This is a genomic window from Rhodococcus sp. HNM0563 (genome assembly GCF_012726195.1).
GTDB lineage: Bacteria > Actinomycetota > Actinomycetes > Mycobacteriales > Mycobacteriaceae > Rhodococcus.
Genome location: NZ_JAASAF010000006.1, coordinates 86239 through 104183 on the forward strand (window position 1 = coordinate 86239; position 17945 = coordinate 104183).

The window sequence follows — 17945 nt, forward strand, 5'->3', positions numbered from 1 at the left end:
AGAGGCTACCCGGCAGGCTGGAGCTCATCGTAATCTCGACCGTTCGCCGCGTCCGGAAACTGGTTGAACTGGGGGACCCGATTGGTGGTGGTGGGTGCCGACGGCACGGTGGGGTCGCTGCCGTCCGAGCCGTCACTTCCGGTTTCCTCCTCTTTGGAGGTCGAAGTGTCGTTCGACGGCCCACGCGGCGGAGTCGTGGTGACCGGCGCCTGCGCCACGCCCGGAATCGGAATCGTCACACCCGGGAAGATCTCCACGTTCTGCGTCGTGATCTCGGGAACCTCCGACAACGTCGGAATCGTTCGGGACGTCGACGGCTTGTCACTGGTCGGTGGGGCCGTCGTCTTCGCGGACCAGCTCGGCACACCGGACTCACCGGCGATCTTGCCCGGCTTGGGGAAGGACTCGACATCGGTGCCCTCCAGGGCTCCGTCCATCGTGTCCTTCCAGATGTCCGACGGCAGGCCGGACCCGTAGATCATGCCGCCCCAGCTGTTCTCGAGTGGCAGTCCCTGCTCGGTACCGACCCACACCGCGGTGGCCAGCGACGGGGTGTAGCCGACCATCCACGCGTCCTTGTTCGACCCGGTGTCGCCGAGCTGGGCGGTTCCGGTCTTCGCAGCCGACGGACGACCGCCCGCGAGGGCATGCCCGTTGGAGTAGGCAGCGATCGGCGTCATGGCCGCGGTGGTGTTGTCGGCCACGGCCTCGTCGACCACCTGTTCACCGCTCGGCGCGCCACGGTCGAGGAGCACCTCCCCGTCGGAGGTGACGACCTTCTGCACGAAGTGCGGGTCGTAGTGCATACCCGACGCCGCGAGCGTCGCATAGGCCGACGCCATGTCGAGGACTCGCGACTGGTACTGACCGAGGACGATGCCGTAGTTCGGTCCCACGCCACCCGGTTCGGTGAGGGTCTCGCCGATACCGGGGAGTTCCTTCGCGACACCGAGCTTGTGAGCCATATCGGCGATGGCCTGCGGGCCGTCCTCCATGTCGAGCATCATCCGATAGAAACTCGTGTTCAGCGAACGCTTGAGCGCCTCGGCGATCGTGCATTCACCGCACTGTTCACCTTCGACATTGCCGATCTTGATGCCGTTGATGGTGAGCGGACCGCTGTCGTACGTCGTCGACAACGGATTGCCCTGATCGAGGTTCGCAGCCAGACCGAACACCTTGAACGACGAGCCTGTCTGCAGCCCTGCCTGCGCGAAGTCGTAACCGACGCCGCTGTCGCCGCCGTAGTACGCCCGCACCGCGCCGCTGTGTGGGTCGACGGACACCACCGCGGTACGCAGGTTCTCGTCCTCTCCCTCGAGGTTCGACTGCGCAGCGTCGACCGCGGCGGCCTGCGCGGTGGTGTCGATCGTCGTGGTGATCTCGAGACCGGCGGTGTTGAGCAGGTTCTCGTCGATCCCTTCGGCGGAGAGTTCTGCCAGAACCTGGTTCTTGATCAGCCCTTCCGGGCCCATCGACTGGTCGCCGAAGTCGAGCTCGGCGAGCGGAACGTACGCCGGGTACTGCTTCGTCGCACGGTCTTGCGCGTTGAGCGTGCCCGCGGACACCATGCCGTCGAGCACATAGTTCCAGCGGGCCTCGGCGCCCTCGGGGTTCTGTTCCGGGTCCAGCAGCGACGGCAGCTGGATCGACGACGCGAGGACCGCGCCTTCCTCGACTGTCAGATCGCTGACGGGTTTACCGAAGTACGCGGTCGCGGCCGCCGAGATGCCGTACGCACCACGGCCGAAGTAGATGGTGTTCAGGTAGGCGGACAGGATCTCGTCCTTCGACCACTGGTTGGCCATCTTCACCGACAGGACCAGCTCCTTGGCCTTACGCGTGAGGCTCCGCTCGTCGCCGACCAGCGCCTTCTTGACGTACTGCTGCGTGATCGTCGAACCACCGCCCGCGCTCTCACGCCCGAGAATGTTGTCGCGGGCGGCACGCGCGAAGCCTGAGATCGAGAACCCGGAGTTGCTGTAGAAATCACGGTCCTCGGCCGCGAGCACGGCGTTGCGGACATGCTCGGGGATCTCCTGGAGATCCACCTCGTTGCGGTTGCCTTCAGGCGGAATGACCTTGGTGATGACGCTCGAGCCGTCGGCGTTGTAGATAGTCGACACCTGGTTGGTGACGAGTTCACCGGGCTTCGGCACGTCCTGCGCAATGTAGGCGAGCATGAACGTGAGGATGGGAACGAGGATGCCCGCAGCAACCACCACGTAACCGATGCGCCGGATCGTGCGCCACGGCATACGCCGCTTCCGGCCATCGCCCCCGGATCCATCGCCGGGGCCACCCGTGGGAGGTGTCCCCGCGGGCGGGCCACCGGCGGAACCGGGAGCGGAGGCAGCTGCCCGCGGCGGGGGCTGCCTGACTGCCGCTTGCTCCTGACTGTTCGGCGCACCGGACTGCATCCGGCGGGTGGGATCGGCAGCGGGGGCACCCCGTCCGGCGGGGCTTCCCTGTGCACGATCGGTAGGCCCGCCGGGGAACTGCTGCGGTGGACGCTGCTGCTGAGGGACGGGACCCGTGCCGGGGCGCATCGGCTGCCCCGGCCCCTGGGGCGGAAGTCTCCGCCCCTGCTGGGGCGGCGGCCCACCGCGGCCGGGCAGCGGACCCTGCGGTCCTTGCTGCTGGGGGCCGGCCGGACGAGGGCCCGGCTGCTGCGGCGGAAGCCCGCCACGCCCGGGCGGTTGCTGCTGCGGACGCCCGTGAGGGGGGAGCGGCGGCCGTGGACCTGGACCCGGAGGTTGCCCCGACCCCTGCTGACGCGGTGGAGGCGGCAGCGGACGCCCCGGAGCGGACGCACCATCCGGTGTCGGCCGCTGCGGCGGGATACCGCCGGGACCGTTCGGCTGGGGCGGAACCGCCCGGTTGTCCTCGGGTTCGTTGTCGGTGGAACTCACGTACGTTTCTCCAAATGTCGGCGCGACGCGTTACGCCCGATCCTCGAATCCGTCCTCGGACAGGGGGTCGACGACTCGGTCGTTCGGTCTTGTGCAGCTGTGTACACCGTCGGGCACGTCGATGTCACGTCGTCCGGCGACCGTTCACTCGCTCGCGGTGCGTCGATTTGCACCCGTCGATCGACGACGGGGCCGCTTCGGCGCGGGTTGCGCACCGAGAACGTACGACTGCACCAGGTGGTTCCAACTGCAGGTTCGGCAAACTTCGACCACGTGGACGGAGAATTCCTCCTGGCTGGAGGCCAGGCGGGTCAACTCTTCGGGAGTGCGCGCGGAACCGGAAACCGCTCCGAGCTTGTCGCCGAAGACCCACGAAACGATGGTCAGCTGCTCCCTGCGGCAGATAGGGCACACGACCTCACTGCCCGTGCCGTGGAACTTTGCGGCTCGCAGCAGGTAAGGGCTTGCATCGCAGACCTCGGCCACGCCGCGTCTCCCCGAGTAGACCTCGGCGAGCAGCGACCGCCGCTGCAACGCGTAGTCCACCACCTGCCGCTGAGTTTGCACGGGCTCCAGAGTACGTGCGGCCCAAGTGCAAGTGGCCGCGGAGTGTGCTCGGTCCTGTACACGGCAGACCCATTCCGGACGAACTACGCTTCTGCCGTGATTCGCCGACGATCGCCTCAGACCCGAGTTCGCGACAGCGACCGTCTTCGCGCACGCACCCGTCTCGATGCTGCCTATGACGAGGGGCAGTTGACGGCAGAACAACGGCGCGACCTCGTCGCACGCACCGAAACAGCGACAACACTGCCGGAACTCGCCGACCTCGTTCGCGACCTGGAACCGCCGGTCGAATCCGAGGGTGACGGGGCCGAAAGGCCGCCGGGGGACTGATCGCCCCGATGATCGCCGGTGTGGCGGTCGTCGCTGTCGCTGTCGTTCTGTGGGGTGCACTTCTCTGAGGGGCGGGTTGGGGACAGGCGTATGGTTCTATATATCGGTGCGATATAGTTTTGCATCGCATCAGTCGGTTAGGTTCGAACGGACGTAGGAGGTGGCCCCCTTTGCTCGAACTGGCAATCCTCGGGCTGCTTCTCGAATCGCCCATGCACGGTTACGAGCTCCGCAAGCGATTGACCGGGCTTCTGGGCGCCTTCCGCGCCTTCTCGTACGGGTCGCTGTATCCGACATTGCGGCGGATGCAGGCCGATGGCCTCATCGCCGAGCAGGATGCCGGAGTCCCCGGGCCGGTGAAGCGGCGCGCTCGTCGCGTCTACCAGCTGACCCCGGTAGGCCGGGAACGGTTCACCGAGCTGGTGGCCGACACGGGTCCACAGAACTACACCGATGACGGATTCGGCGTTCACCTCGCTTTCTTCAGCCGGACTCCCGCGGAAGCGCGGATGCGGATTCTGGAAGGCAGGCGACGCCAGGTCGAGGAACGCCGGGAAGGCCTCCGCGACGCCATCGGGCGGGCGAGCGGCACATTGGATCGCTACACCCGTCAGCTACACCAACTCGGCCTCGAGTCCAGCGAACGCGAAGTCCGCTGGCTCAACGAACTCATCGCCGCCGAGCAGTCGTCAGCAGCAAGCAGAAAAGAAGGAGAACCCGACCATGGGTGAGAACAGCACCTCGGTGCGCGTGGCCATTGTGGGCGTGGGGAACTGTGCCTCGTCTCTGGTTCAGGGCGTCGAGTACTACAAGGACGCCGACGCCACCTCGACCGTCCCCGGTCTGATGCACGTCGCATTCGGCAAGTACCACGTGCGCGACGTCAAGTTCGTCGCCGCGTTCGACGTCGATGCCAAGAAGGTCGGGTTCGATCTCTCCGAGGCGATCAACGCCAGCGAGAACAACACCATCAAGATCACGGACGTGCCGCCGACGGGCGTCTCCGTCCAGCGCGGCCACACCCTCGACGGCATCGGCAAGTACTACTCCGAGACCATCGAACTCTCCGACGCCGAGCCCGTCGACGTCGTCCAGGCACTCAAGGACGCCGAGGTCGACGTTCTCGTGTCGTACCTGCCCGTCGGGTCCGACGAGGCCGACAAGTTCTACGCCCAGTGCTGCATCGACGCCGGCGTGGCGTTCGTCAACGCGCTCCCGGTGTTCATCGCCTCCGACCCGGTGTGGGCCAAGAAGTTCACCGACGCCGGTGTCCCGATCGTCGGCGACGACATCAAGTCGCAGGTCGGCGCTACCATCACCCACCGCGTGATGGCGAAGCTGTTCGAGGATCGCGGTGTCGTGCTCGACCGCACCTACCAGCTCAACGTCGGCGGCAACATGGACTTCAAGAACATGCTCGAGCGTGAGCGTCTCGAGTCCAAGAAGGTTTCCAAGACCCAGGCCGTCACGTCGAACCTCAACGGCCCGCTGGCAGGCAAGGTCCACGACCGCGACGTCCACATCGGCCCGTCCGACTACGTTCAGTGGCTCGACGACCGCAAGTGGGCATACGTCCGCCTCGAGGGCCGTGCCTTCGGCGACGCCCCCCTGAACCTCGAGTACAAGCTCGAGGTGTGGGACTCGCCGAACTCCGCAGGCATCATCATCGACGCGATCCGCGCCGCGAAGATCGCCAAGGACCGCGGCCTCGGTGGCCCGATCCTCCCGGCATCTGCCTACCTGATGAAGTCCCCGCCGGTCCAGATGGCCGACGACAAGGCTCGTACCGAGCTCGAGGCCTTCATCATCGGCGCCGAGGACTGATCCCCCTTCATGACCGAATGTCACCTTCGTACACTTCAACTGTATGAAGGTGACATTCGGCCATTTCGGGGCGGTTATGACATTCGCCGTACCACCGACAACGGCAACACCTTCATTGCGTAGGCCAGCGGGATCCACGGCCACCCCGGCACGTATGCCTTGGCCGGCTCCTTCTCGATCGCCGCAGCCAGTGCACGACAACCGGTTTCGGTGTCGACGATGAACGGGACCTTCTTCACCTTCTCATTGATCTCCGAGCGGATGTAGCCGGGAAAGATGGTGCTGACGTCGATCCCGGTGCCCGCCAGGTCCGATCGCATCCCCTCTCCGAGGGCCGCGACCCCCGCTTTCGACGCGCCGTAGGTCGTCATGTTGCGCGGCATTCCGCGCAGTGCGCTCATCGACGAGATCAGGACGACGTGCCCCGCATTGCGCGGGCGCATGAGCTCGAGCGCTGCCTCGCTCTGGGCGAGCGCCCCGAGGAAATTGGTCTGAGCAGTCTGCGCGTTCGCACGGAAGTAGCCCGTGCCCAACGGCTGCCCTTTGCCGAGACCGGCATTGACGATCACCCGGTCGAGGCCACCGAGTTCCTCGTCGAGCTCCCGGAAGACGGTGAAGACGTCGTCGTGCCGGTCGACGTCCAGCGCCCGCACCGCGACGGTAATATGCGGATGCTCGGCGAGCAGTTCCGACCGCAGTGCGTCGAGGCGATCCACCCTGCGGGCGGCGAGCGCGAGATTGCGTCCCCGCGCGGCGAATTCGCGGGCCATTCCCGCGCCGAGTCCGGAACTCGCTCCGGTGATGAGGATGTTGCGTCGCTGTGGCCGGCTCATCGGCCCTCCTTCTCGAGTTGGTCGATGAGTTCGTTGCACCGGGAGTCGAGGTAGCCGACGACAACCCAGAAGTCCTTGAACGCGGGGTTGGTGGTGTGCCCGTGGTGGTAGCGGTAGTAGATCTGCTGGGCGATCACGGCGAGCCGGAACAGGCCGAAGACCTCGTAGAATCGCCAGTTGTCCACCGGCAGTCCGGATTTCCTGGAGTAGTACTCGACTATCTCACGGCGGGTGAGCATACCGGGCAGATCCGACGGCTGCCGCTTGGTGGCGAGCAGCATCGGGTCGTCGTCGGCCTGCACCCAGTACGCGAGCGACGAGCCCAGATCCATGAGCGGGTCGCCGATCGTCGCAAGTTCCCAGTCGAGCACAGCGACCGGCCGCAGCGGATCGTCCGCGTCGAGCACCACATTGTCGAGCCGGAAATCTCCGTGCACGACAGTCGACGCGACGTCGGCGGGTTGGGTCTCGTCGAGCCAGCGGGTGACGCGTGCGAAATCGGGGACGTTGTCGGTCCGGGCCTTCTCGTAGCGCGCGGTCCAGCCCGCGACCTGCCGCGCGACGTACCCGGTGCCGCGGCTGAATTCGTTCAGCCCGGAGGTCCCGGGGTCGACACCGTGAAGTTCGACGAGCAGGTCGACGATCCGCAGGCACAAGGCACGGGTCTGTTCCGGCGTCAGGTCCAGGGTGGTCTGCGGGTCGGCCCGCAGGATCGTGCCGGGCACGCGTTCCATCACGTAGAAATCGCTGCCGAGCACCCCATGGTCGGTGCACATGCCGACCATGGCAGGCACGTGCGGGTAGACCGGTGCGAGCAGCGACTGGATGCGGTACTCGCGCGCCATGTCGTGTCCGGACGACGGCTTCGCCCCGGCCGGCGGACGACGCAGCACGAGATCTCGATCCGGATAGCGCAGCAGGTAGGTCAGATTGGACGCGCCACCCGAGAATTGACGCACCTCCGGAAGTCCCGGAATGCCTGCGTGTTCGTCGAGCCATGCCGCAACGGCCCGGACGTCGAATGCGTCCTCGTCGCGGACCGCTCGCGCGTTGTCAGGAAGTTCACTCACTCCTGTATCCCCATCTCAGTTGTATTTGCCGAGTTCGAATCGTGCGACGAGGCCTTGATGCACCTCGTCGGGTCCGTCCGCAAGACGCAGTGCCCGCGCTGCCGTCCAGGCACCGGCGAGCGGGAAGTCGTCGGACAGACCTGCGCCACCGTGGATCTGGATCGCGAAATCGATGATCTGTTGCGCGACCCGCGGCGCGGCGACCTTGATCTCGGAAACCGCGGATCGGGCACCCGCCAGACCTTGCGTGTCGAGCAGCCATGCGGCGTGCAGGACGAGTAGTCGAAGCTGGTTGATGGCGATGCGCGCGTCGGCGATGCGTTCGCGGTTACCGCCGAGGTCGACGATCGGTCTGCCGAAGGCCCTCCGGTCGAGTCCGCGGCGGCACGCGAGTTCGAGTGTGTGCTCGGCAAGCCCGACCAGACGCATGCAGTGATGGATTCGCCCCGGGCCGAGACGGCCCTGGGCGATCTCGAAACCGCGGCCAGGACCGGCGATCACCGCATCGAGGGGCAGCCGGACGTCGGTGAACGACACCTCGCCGTGCCCACCGGGTTCGTCGAAGTATCCCATCGTCGGGAGCATGCGCTCGATCGTCACCCCCGGTGTGTCGATCGGGACGAGAACCATCGAATGTTGCTGGTACTTGTGCGCGTTCGGGTCGGTCAGGCCCATGAAGATGAGCACCCTGCAGTCGGGGTGCCCGATACCTGTGCTCCACCACTTTCGTCCGTTCAAGACCACCTCGTCGCCGTCGATGACGGCGGTCGCGGCCATGTTGGTGGCATCCGACGAGGCGACGTCGGGTTCGGTCATGCAGAACGCCGACCGGATCTCACCGTCGAGCAGGGGACGCAGCCAGCGCTCCTTCTGTTCGGCGCTGCCGTAGTGGTAGAGCACCTCCATGTTCCCGGTGTCGGGCGCATCGCAATTGAACACGGCCGACGCGAACATCGACCGGCCCATCTCCTCGGCGAGCGGGGCGTACTCGACGTTGGACAGGCCCGCACCCAGGTCCGGATCGGGGAGGAAGAGATTCCACAGTCCGGCCTCGCGGGCCTTGCGCTGCAGTTCTCGGAATTCCGGCGCGACGGACCAGCTTCCGGTGGCGTCGCGACGCTGGGCGAGCCCCTCGCTCCGCCCGGCACGGACCTGCCGTTCGACAGGTTCGACCTCGGCGGCGATGAAGCTGCGCAGACGCTCGAGATAGTCGAGGCTCCGCGCGGACTGTCCGAAATCCATGAAGGCTCCGTCCTCAATTGAGCAATGCTCAGTTAGGCTAGCGGGGTGAGTACTCCCCGACAAGTCCCGGATGTCAGACGCCGGCTGCCACCCGAAGAGCGTCGACGCCAGCTCGTCGCGGTGGGCCTTCAAGAGTTGTCGAACCGCCCGATCCACGCACTGTCGATCGACCGCGTCGCCGAGATCGCCGGTATCTCACGCGGCCTGCTCTTCCGGTACTTCCCCACGAAGCAGGACTTCTACGTGGCGGTCGTGGGCGCCGCGTCCCGCCGTATGCTGCGCGCGGCCACACCGGACCCGGACGACCCCGACCCGCTTCGGGCGTGCCTGAACGCATTCGTCTCGTTCGTCGACCGACACAGCGACAACTACCAGGCCTTCTTCCACGGCGGATTCGGTGCCGACCCGCAGATCCTCGAGATCCACGACGAGGTCAGGAACACGATGGTCGGACGAATCCTGACCGCAACAAGAGCAACGCCGAATCCGCTCACCACCATGAGACTGCGCGGCTGGTGGTCGATGGTCGAATCACTTGCGGTCGATCGCACCGCCGCCCCGGATACCTCGGTCGACGATGTTGTCGACTACAGCATCATCGTGCTGCGGGCCGTCGTTCTCGACGACCCCGGCGTCACATCCCCGGGATCTGGATCGTGACGCCTGGGAAGACCTCGATCTGCGGCGGTAACTGAACCTCCGGCGGGATCTCGACCGGCGGCGCCGGGATCGTGATCGGCGGCAGGTCGCTCAGATCGGGGAGTTCGAACCCGGGTACCGGACGCCCGGTGGTCGTCGGGGTGCTGATACCCGCGTCGGCGGGCACTCCCGCCTGTCCACCGATCGGGTCGGGCCACGGGAAACTCTCCACATCGGTGCCCGCGAGCGCGGTGTCCATCGTGTCCTTCCAGATGTCGGAAGGAAGACTGGAGCCGTAGATGGAGCCACCCCACAGATTGGTGATCGGCCCCGCATCGGCGGTGCCGATCCACACGGCGGTCGACAGCGACGGGGTGTACCCGACCATCCACGCGTCCTTGTTCATGCCTGTGTCACCGAGCTGGGTGGTGCCGGTCTTCGCAGCCGACGGTCGCCCGCCGGCAAGCGCGTGGCCACGCGAGTACGCCGCGACGGGCAGCAGCGCTTGGCTGACGTTGTCGGCCACGGCCGGGTCGATGCGATCCTCCGCGGGGGACGCAGGCCGGTCGAGGAGCACCTCACCGTCGGACGTGGTGACCTTCTGCACGAAATACGGCTGATGGAAGGTGCCCGACGCCGCGAGCGTGGCATACGCCGACGCCATGTCGATCACGCGGGACTGATATTGGCCGAGCACGATGCCCCCTTCCGGGATGCCGTTCGCCTCGGTGAGCGAAGTACCCTCCACCCCGGGGATCTCCATCGGGATACCGGCGTCGTGCGCCGCGTCGGCGATCTTCTGCGGACCGTTCTCCATGGACATCATCAGCCGATAGAAGCTGGTGTTCAGCGATCGTTTCGTCGCCTCCGCGATCGTGCACTTACCGCACGACTCGCCTTCGACGTTGTTGATCTCGATGCTGCCGACGGTCAGCGGGGTGCTGTCGTAGCGCGCGCCGAGGCCGATGCCCTCACGCAGAGCCGCGACCAGACCGAACACCTTGAACGACGAACCGGTCTGGAGCGGCGCCTGCGCATAGTCGTAACCCGCGCCTTCCTCGCCGCCGTAGTACGCCCGCACCGCGCCCGAGCGCGGGTCGACGGACACCACGGCAGTGCGCAGGTCCTCGGGTTCGCCCTCGAGGTTGCCCCGCGCCGCGTCGACCGCCGCCTGCTGGGCCACCGGATCGATCGTGGTGACGATGCGCAGCCCCTCGGTGTTGAGCACCTGTTCGCTGATCCCCGCTGCAGAAAGCTCACGCAGCACCTGGGTGCGGATCAGTCCTTCGGGGCCGGGCGCCTCGTTGGCGCGCGCCAGCTGATCGGACGGGACGGTCTCCGGGAAGGCGGCTTCGGCGCGGTCACCGGGATCGAGCACGCCCATATCGACCATGCCGTCGAGGACGTAGTTCCAGCGCGCCTCGATCGCGGGACGATTGAACTCGGGATCGAGCGACGACGGTGTCTGGATCACGCCCGCGAGGACCGCGCCCTCGGAAACCGTCAGGTCGCCGACCGCCTTCCCGAAGTACGCCTGCGACGCCGCGGCGATGCCGTAGGCGCCGCGGCCGAAGTAGATGGTGTTCAGGTACGCCTCGAGGATCTCGTCCTTCGACCATTCGCGGGCCATCTTCGACGAGATGACCAGCTCCTTCATCTTGCGCGTGAGGGTGCGGTCGGCGCCGACCAGCACGTTCTTGACGTACTGCTGGGTGATCGTGGAGCCGCCGCCGGCGGTGTCCTTGCCCATGACGTTGTCGCGGGCCGCGCGAGCGAATCCGGAGATCGAGAAACCGGGGTTGCTGTAGAAGTCGCGGTCCTCGGCCGAGAGCACGGCGTTGCGCACGTGCGCGGGGACCTCGTCGATGCCGACTTCGACGCGATTGCCCTCCGGTGGCACCACTCGGCTGATCTCGGTGGTGTCATCGGCAGCATAGATGCGAGCGATCTGGTTGGTCGTCATGTCGGAGGGGCGGGGTACCTCTGCCGAGACGTACGCGCCAGCGAACACTCCGATCGGCACGAGAACCAGCAGCGCAACCACCACGAGTACGACATACCGGACAATTCGCCACCGCCGTGACTTCGAACCAGCGGAAGCGCGTCCGCTGCTGGACGTCGACGGATTCGGGGGACTCACACGTACCACTTTCTCCAGAATGGGCCTCGGCAGATTCTTCCATCCTGCCGACAGCATGGTGCGAAGTCACGCGCATAAGTGACGTACGCAGCACTGTGCCGAATGTGTGCGCAGCACGACGCCGAATGTGTGCGCAGCACTACGCAGATTGTGTGCGCAGCACTACTACGGCTCTGTGCGACGCCACGCACGGTATGTGAACCACCACGCAAGCGCGAACCCTGCCAGCACCAATGACGGCACGATACCCGGCTCCGGTGACAACATTTCCGCGACAGCCCCCACCACCGCCATCACGGCAAAGACCGTGATGACACCGAGCAGCATCTCGAGTCGCTGACGGCGGGGGAGGCGACGACTCACGACTTCACGCCACCCGCCGTCAGGCCCGAGATGATCCGACGCTGGAAGATCAGCACCATCACGACCAGCGGCACCATCACCAACGTGCCACCGGCCATGATCGACGCATACGGCGTCACATAAGGGTCGGTGCCCGTGAACCGCGCCATCGCCACCGTCACCGGGGCCGTCCGTTCACTCGAGAGCTGCGACATGAGCAGATATTCGTTGACCGTCGCGATGAACGCGAGGATCGCAGTGGTGAACAACGCGGGCGCCGCGAGCGGCAGCATGATCAAGCGGAATGCCTGCCCGCGCGTCGCCCCGTCCATGCGCGCGGCCTCCTCGAGTTCCCACGGCAACTCCGAGAAGAACGACGTGAGGGTGTAGACCGTCAGCGGAAGCACGAACGAAATATTCGGGATGATCAGCGCCTGATAGCTGCCGATCCAGCCGATGTCGGTGAACAACTGGAACAACGGGGTCACGAGCGCGACAACGGGGAACATCGAAGCACCGAGGATGATGCCGGTGACGAAGTACTTGCCCCGGAACTCGAAACGCGAAAGCGCGTACGCGGTGAACACACCGATGAGCAGTGCGATCAGCGTGGTTGCCCCGGCGATGATGACGCTGTTCATCAGCGCGCGGGAGAAGTTGACCTTGGCGTCCGGGTCGAGCGCATCGGCGAAGTTCTGCAGGGTCGGATTCGTCGGCCACAGACTCGTACTGAACGTGTCGGCAGGATCGCGCAACGCGGTGACGATCATCCAGTAGCACGGAGCGAGCCCCCAGACGACGATGAGCGCCACCCCGATATAGGTGCCGATCGTTCCCATCCGGAACCTGCCCGCCCGCTTGGGGCCGGGCGGCGGAGTCTCGTCGGCAGACGTCTCGGAGGCAGTGATCGTGCCGGTCATGCCATGTCTCCCTTCCGCTGCTTCTCCTGGGTACTGACCGCATTGGCGCCGAGGAACCGCACCAGGATGAAGGCGACCGCGAAGATGATGAGGAATGTGATCGTCGACAACGCGGACGCCGAGTTGGCGCCCTGGCGCATCTGGTCGACCACCAGCACGGAAATCGTCGAGGTCGCGGGGTTGGAGCCCATCATGATGGCCGGCAGGTCGTACATGCGCAGCGCGTCCATCGTGCGAAACAGGATCGCCACCATGAGCGCGGGCTTGACGAGTGGCAACGTGATCTGAGTGAAGCGCTGCCAGGCGTTCGCGCCGTCGACCTTCGCAGCCTCGTACACATCCGACGGAATCATCTGCAGGCCCGCGAGGATGAGCAACGCCATGAACGGCGCGGTCTTCCACACGTCGGCGACGATGATCGCGAATCGGGCGGGCCACGGATCGGCGGTCCACAGGATGTCTGTGCCGAGCATCTTGTTGGCGATACCGTCGTTGGCGAAGATGAAGAACCACAGCTTGGCGGTCACTGCGGTGGGGATGGCCCACGGCACCAGAACCGACGCACGCAGCAGACCGCGGCCCCGGAACGACTTGGCCATCACGAGCGCCATCGCGAAACCGATCACTGTCTCGATCGACACCGTCACGACAGTGAAGAAGAAGGTGTTGAAGATCGACTGCCAGAACTGAGAACCGAGGGTTCCCGGCGGGCAGGGGATCGAACCGGTGGCAGTACCGCAGGTCTGGGTGATCCAGCGGGTGTAGTTCTCGATACCCACGAACCCGCCCGTGACGAACCGGCCCGTATCGGGGTCGAGCGTCTTCGCGTCGCCGTGCAGCGACATCCAGATCGCTCTGCCGAGCGGGTACAGGATGATCACTGCGAGGACGATCATCGACGGCGCGATGAACATCCACACCGGCACCTTCCGCCGGGCCTTGGCCGGCGGAGCGGTCATCGGCGGCGGCGCGGGCGCACGGTGCCGACCGGCCACACGTCCGCGGCCGGGACCATCGGTCCCGACCGCGGTGTCATGTGGCGGATCCGCCGGCTTTCCGACCTGCGGTTCTGCCATCTACTGCTCCTAGTGGATCAGTTGCCGGCGGTTTCGATGCCGGCCTGCGTGTCGTCCAGGGCCTGCTGGACGGGCTTCTCTCCCCGGATCGCAGCGTAGGCGTTGTCGGAGATCGCCTTCGACACGGCCGAGTAGTACGGCGACGACGGACGCGGCTTCGCGCTCTCGAGCGCTTCCTTCAGCGTCGAGAAGTACGGGTACTGCTCGAGAATCTCCGGGTCGTCGTAGACCTCGGCGAGGACCGGTGCGCCGCCGACCTCGGCGTAGTACTCCTGCGACTGACGGGTCTGCATGAACTCGAGGAAGTCGCGGGCTGTGGCCGGAGCATCCGTGAACGCGCTGATGCCGACGTTGTAGCCACCGAGGGTGGACACACCCGGGCCGTCGACACCCGGGAGAACGGCGATACCGTACTTACCGGCGACCGACGACTGCTCACCGTCGGTGTAGAAGCCGGGCCACGTACGCATGAACATGGCCTCACCGTTGCCGAATGCGGTCTGCGACTCGCCCTCGGTGTAGGTCTGCGCGGCTGCCGGGATGGTGCCGTCCTCGAACGAGTCGACGATGAACTGCAGGCCCTCGGCCGTCTTGTCGTCGATCGCGGGAGTGAGGCCGTCCTCGGCGACGAAGCTGCCGCCGAAGGCGTTGACGATCTCGGTGACGTTGACCGTCAGGCCCTCGTAGTTGCTGAACTGACCGATGTAGCAGGCGATACCCGCTTCCTCTGCCTTCGGGCACTCGGCCTTCAGGTCGTCCCACGTGGCGGGTGCCTGATCGACGAGGTCGGTGCGGTAGTAGAGGAACGCACCGTTGGTGTTCTTCGGAGCCGCGTAGAGCGTGCCGTTGTAGGTGCCCGATTCGACGGTCGCGGGCAGCAGCCCGTCGGTGTCGATCGCGTTGTCGCCCTCGAGCGGCAGCAGCCAGCCGTTGGCGGCGAACTCGGCGGTGTTCGTGACGTCGACGGCGACGAGGTCGTACTCGTCGCTCTGCGCCTGCATGCGCTGCGCGATATCGGCGTACTGGTCGTTGGCCTCGCGTGCGAGCGGCTTGAAGGTGACCTGCTCGTCGGGGTTCTCGGCGTTCCAGTCGGCGATGATGTTCTCGAGCGCCGCGTTCAAGGGGTCCTGGCCCTCGACGATGGTGATCGGACCGCGGCCCTCACCGGATGCGGCGGCGCCCGTGTCGGTCGAGCCGGTGTCGCTGCCACCGTCGTCGGAACCACACGCCGTCAGAACCAGCAGCGCCGCCGAGGAGGCGGCGATGGCAGCTCTGCGCATCGCCTTCTTGTTCAAAGCCATGTACATCTCCCGTGTGAGATCGGAAAAACAACTCGCCGGTAACCCCTGAGGCACCGACACCGGCCACTACTGTGGCACGGGCCACCTCGAAAAGTCGGCATTCCACCCATCCTTGATCGGTTCTGTGTCGGCGATCCCAATGGCCGAATACGCCGGAACCGACCGATTCAGCCGATGCGACAACCGTCCGAGGTCTTGAACACGTGCACGTGGTTGGGGTCGAACCGCAGGTGAACGCGGTCCCCCTTCTGCGGTGGAGTTCGCCAGTCGCTACGAGCCACGATCTCCTGGCGGATCCCACCGATCGTGGCGTTGCCGTACACGTAGGCGTCGGATCCCAATTCCTCGAGGACGTCCACATCGACGGGGAGCCCGTCGGAGGCGATCTCGAGGTGCTCCGGACGGATGCCGATCGTCACCTCGGTCTCGGTCACCTGCCCGAGGATGTCGCGGGGCACCTGGACGTGGACGTCGCCCACCATGACTCCGCGTTCGACGACGGGGAGGGTGAACAGATTCATTGCGGGTGAGCCCATGAAACCGGCGACGAACACGTTGGCCGGCTGGTTGTAGAGCACGCGCGGCGACGCGCACTGCTGGAGGATGCCCTTCTCCAGCACAGCGACGCGGTCGCCCATCGTCATGGCTTCCACCTGGTCGTGTGTGACGTAGACGGTGGTGGTGTTGAGCCTGCGCTGCAGCTGGGCGATCTGGGTGCGGGTCTGGACGCGCAGCTTCGCGTCGAGGTTGGACAACGGCTCGTCCATGAGGAACACCTGCGGTTCCCGCACGATCGCACGCCCCATTGCGACGCGCTGCCGCTGGCCACCGGAGAGGGCCTTCGGTTTGCGGTCGAGGTACTGCTCGAGATCGAGCATCTTGGCGACCTCGGTGACCCGCTCACGGATCTGGGATTTCGGGGTCTTCGCGAGCTTGAGCGCGAATCCCATGTTCTCGGCCACCGACATGTGCGGGTACAGCGCATAGTTCTGGAACACCATCGCGATGTCGCGTTCCTTCGGATCCTGCGCGGTGACGTCGTTGTCTCCGATGAGGATGCGGCCACTGTGCACCTGTTCGAGTCCTGCCAGCATCCGCAGCGACGTCGACTTACCGCAACCGGAGGGCCCGACCAGGACAAGGAACTCGCCGTCCTCGATCTCGAGATCCAGTGCGTCGACCGCAGGTGTACTCGAGCCGGGGAACAGACACGTCGTCTTGTCGAAGGTCACCGAGGCCATCGCAGATCCTTTCCGAAGCGGACACGCTCGTGCGCTACCGGAATCTACCGTGCGTCTTCGCGGTCCACCGCCACCGGCGCGTCGTCGTCGCCCCACACCTGGATCCCACGGACCCCCGGCACATCGCCACGATGGAAGACCGGGTCGCGTCCCTGCTTGCGTTGCGCGCTGTAGTTGTGGAACAGGGCGTACGCGATACCCGACAACGGGATCAGCGCGATGAGGTTGACCGTCGCCATCACGCCCATCGCCAGATCGGCGAGCGCCCACACCAGCGGCACCGACCCGATCGCGCCGAGGAACACGCACACCACCACGGCCGAACGCAGATAGGGCAGGGCCTTCCGCGAACCGGTGAGGAACTCGATGTTCGATTCGCTGTAGTAGTAGTTGCCGATGACGGAGGTGAATGCGAGGAAGAAGATGAGGACGGCGAGGAAGTGCACGGTCCAGTCGCCGAGCTGCAAGGCCATCGCGTTCTGCGTCAGCGCGGCGCCTTCGAGGCCCGACCCGAACTCCGGCTCGGACAGCAGGATGATGAATCCGGTGATCGAACACACCAGCCACGTGTCGAAGTAGACGCCGAGGCTCTGCACGAGGCCCTGCTTGACCGGATGCGACACCGATGCGGTCGCGCCGGCGTTCGGCGCCGAACCCATGCCGGCCTCGTTCGAGAACAGGCCGCGCCGGATGCCGTACATGAACGCGGCACCGAACCCGCCTCCCGCGACCTCGCGGATGCCGAAGGCGTTCTCGAACACCAGCTTGAACATCCCGGGGACCTCATCGAGGTTGAGGACCACCACGATGATTCCGATGATCAGGTAGGCGATGGCCATGAGCGGAACCACCACCTGCGACACACTCGAGATCCGCCGCACCCCACCGAAAATGACCAGAGCGACGAGGATCGCCACCGCGATGCCGATACCGACCTGCAGACCCGTCGTCTTCTCACCCACCGAACTCGACACCGCGTCGACGATCGAGTTGGTCTGCACGGCGTTGAACACGAATCCGTAGGTGATCGTGATGATCACCGCGAAGATCATGCCCATCCACCGTTTACCGAGCCCGTATTGCATGTAGTAGGCCGGTCCGCCCCGGAACGCGCCCTTGTCGCGCACCTTGTACAGCTGCGCGAGAGTCGACTCGACGAATGCGGTGGAGGCGCCGATCAGCGCCATCGCCCACATCCAGAACAGTGCGCCGGGTCCGCCGATACTGATCGCGATCGCGACGCCCGCGATGTTGCCCGTTCCTACCCGCGACGCTGCGGAAATGGAGAATGCCCGGAACGCCGAGATCCCTTTCTCCCCGTCGGGGAGGTCCTCGGCCTTCTCCACGATGGACCGCAGCATGTCGGGAATCAGCCGAATCTGGATGAACCTGGACCGGAACGAGTAATACAGTCCGGATCCGACGAGTAGCGCGATGACCGCATACCAGTACCAGTCGTTGATGTCGGTGACGAATTCGACCGCGGTGTCCATTCCACCGATCTTCGC

The 17945-nt window shown here is 65.7% G+C and carries 16 protein-coding genes; 4 read left to right on the top strand and 12 right to left on the bottom strand.

The features are described from left to right. Positions 1–5 precede the first annotated feature (5 nt). A complete protein-coding gene (locus tag HCA61_RS15070; RefSeq protein WP_206040150.1) occupies positions 6–2258 on the bottom strand; it encodes a transglycosylase domain-containing protein in 2253 nt (750 codons plus the stop codon). A gap of 798 nt (positions 2259–3056) precedes the next feature. Then, entirely contained in the window at positions 3057–3479 is a 423-nt protein-coding gene (locus HCA61_RS15075) for a DUF5318 domain-containing protein (RefSeq protein ID WP_169689003.1), read from the bottom strand. A 96-nt stretch (positions 3480–3575) separates the two neighbouring features. On the opposite strand from HCA61_RS15075, the gene HCA61_RS15080 reads away from it, so the two are divergent. From HCA61_RS15080 to HCA61_RS15090, 3 genes are all read left to right on the top strand, one after another. Next, on the top strand, positions 3576–3809 hold the full coding sequence (locus HCA61_RS15080) for a DUF1707 domain-containing protein (protein WP_169689004.1): 234 nt from the start codon (positions 3576–3578) through the stop codon (positions 3807–3809). 170 nt (positions 3810–3979) lie between these two features. Next, on the top strand, positions 3980–4540 hold the full coding sequence (locus HCA61_RS15085; protein ID WP_169689005.1) for a PadR family transcriptional regulator: 561 nt from the start codon (positions 3980–3982) through the stop codon (positions 4538–4540). Continuing rightward, on the top strand, positions 4533–5633 hold the full coding sequence (locus tag HCA61_RS15090) for an inositol-3-phosphate synthase (protein ID WP_169689006.1): 1101 nt from the start codon (positions 4533–4535) through the stop codon (positions 5631–5633). The genes HCA61_RS15085 and HCA61_RS15090 overlap by 8 nt, the downstream gene beginning before the upstream one ends. 74 nt (positions 5634–5707) lie before the next feature. On the opposite strand, the gene HCA61_RS15095 is transcribed toward HCA61_RS15090, so the two are convergent. The 3 genes from HCA61_RS15095 to HCA61_RS15105 are packed head-to-tail and all read right to left on the bottom strand — an operon-like array spanning position 5708 to position 8778. Continuing rightward, positions 5708–6466 (bottom strand): SDR family oxidoreductase, encoded by a 759-nt coding sequence (locus HCA61_RS15095; protein ID WP_169689007.1) that lies wholly within the window; start codon positions 6464–6466, stop codon positions 5708–5710. Continuing rightward, positions 6463–7536: a phosphotransferase family protein gene (locus tag HCA61_RS15100; protein ID WP_169689008.1), complete on the bottom strand. Its 1074-nt coding sequence runs from the start codon at positions 7534–7536 to the stop codon at positions 6463–6465. Before HCA61_RS15100 ends, HCA61_RS15095 begins: the two co-directional genes overlap by 4 nt. Positions 7537–7551: 15 nt before the next feature. After that, entirely contained in the window at positions 7552–8778 is a 1227-nt protein-coding gene (locus tag HCA61_RS15105; RefSeq protein WP_169689009.1) for an acyl-CoA dehydrogenase family protein, read from the bottom strand. Between the two features lie 45 nt (positions 8779–8823). Here HCA61_RS15105 and HCA61_RS15110 point away from each other — a divergent pair, with 45 nt between their 5' ends. After that, complete coding sequence (locus HCA61_RS15110; protein WP_169689010.1) at positions 8824–9438, top strand: TetR/AcrR family transcriptional regulator; 615 nt, start codon at positions 8824–8826, stop codon at positions 9436–9438. Here the strand turns inward: HCA61_RS15110 and HCA61_RS15115 are convergent. The 7 genes from HCA61_RS15115 to HCA61_RS15145 all read right to left on the bottom strand — a co-directional run bounded on the left by HCA61_RS15115 (position 9413) and on the right by HCA61_RS15145 (position 17930). After that, positions 9413–11557 carry a transglycosylase domain-containing protein gene (locus HCA61_RS15115; protein ID WP_169689011.1) on the bottom strand — a complete coding sequence of 715 codons (2145 nt, stop codon included), beginning with the start codon at positions 11555–11557 and terminating at the stop codon, positions 9413–9415. The two genes, HCA61_RS15110 and HCA61_RS15115, sit on opposite strands and share 26 nt — an antisense overlap. Positions 11558–11722: 165 nt before the next feature. Further along, positions 11723–11920, bottom strand: coding sequence for a hypothetical protein (locus HCA61_RS15120; protein WP_169688941.1), 198 nt, complete (start codon positions 11918–11920; stop codon positions 11723–11725). After that, entirely contained in the window at positions 11917–12738 is an 822-nt protein-coding gene (locus HCA61_RS15125; RefSeq protein ID WP_169689331.1) for a carbohydrate ABC transporter permease, read from the bottom strand. The genes HCA61_RS15120 and HCA61_RS15125 overlap by 4 nt, the downstream gene beginning before the upstream one ends. Positions 12739–12815: 77 nt before the next feature. Then, the gene (locus tag HCA61_RS15130; RefSeq protein WP_169689012.1) at positions 12816–13895 is read right to left on the bottom strand and encodes a sugar ABC transporter permease; all 1080 of its coding nucleotides are present in this window, start codon (positions 13893–13895) and stop codon (positions 12816–12818) included. A gap of 17 nt (positions 13896–13912) precedes the next feature. Continuing rightward, the gene (locus HCA61_RS15135) at positions 13913–15196 is read right to left on the bottom strand and encodes an ABC transporter substrate-binding protein (protein ID WP_169689013.1); all 1284 of its coding nucleotides are present in this window, start codon (positions 15194–15196) and stop codon (positions 13913–13915) included. A gap of 167 nt (positions 15197–15363) precedes the next feature. Beyond that, the gene (ugpC, locus tag HCA61_RS15140; protein ID WP_169689014.1) at positions 15364–16437 is read right to left on the bottom strand and encodes a sn-glycerol-3-phosphate ABC transporter ATP-binding protein UgpC; all 1074 of its coding nucleotides are present in this window, start codon (positions 16435–16437) and stop codon (positions 15364–15366) included. A gap of 44 nt (positions 16438–16481) precedes the next feature. Further along, positions 16482–17930 carry an alanine/glycine:cation symporter family protein gene (locus HCA61_RS15145; protein ID WP_169689015.1) on the bottom strand — a complete coding sequence of 483 codons (1449 nt, stop codon included), beginning with the start codon at positions 17928–17930 and terminating at the stop codon, positions 16482–16484. Positions 17931–17945: the final 15 nt, after the last annotated feature.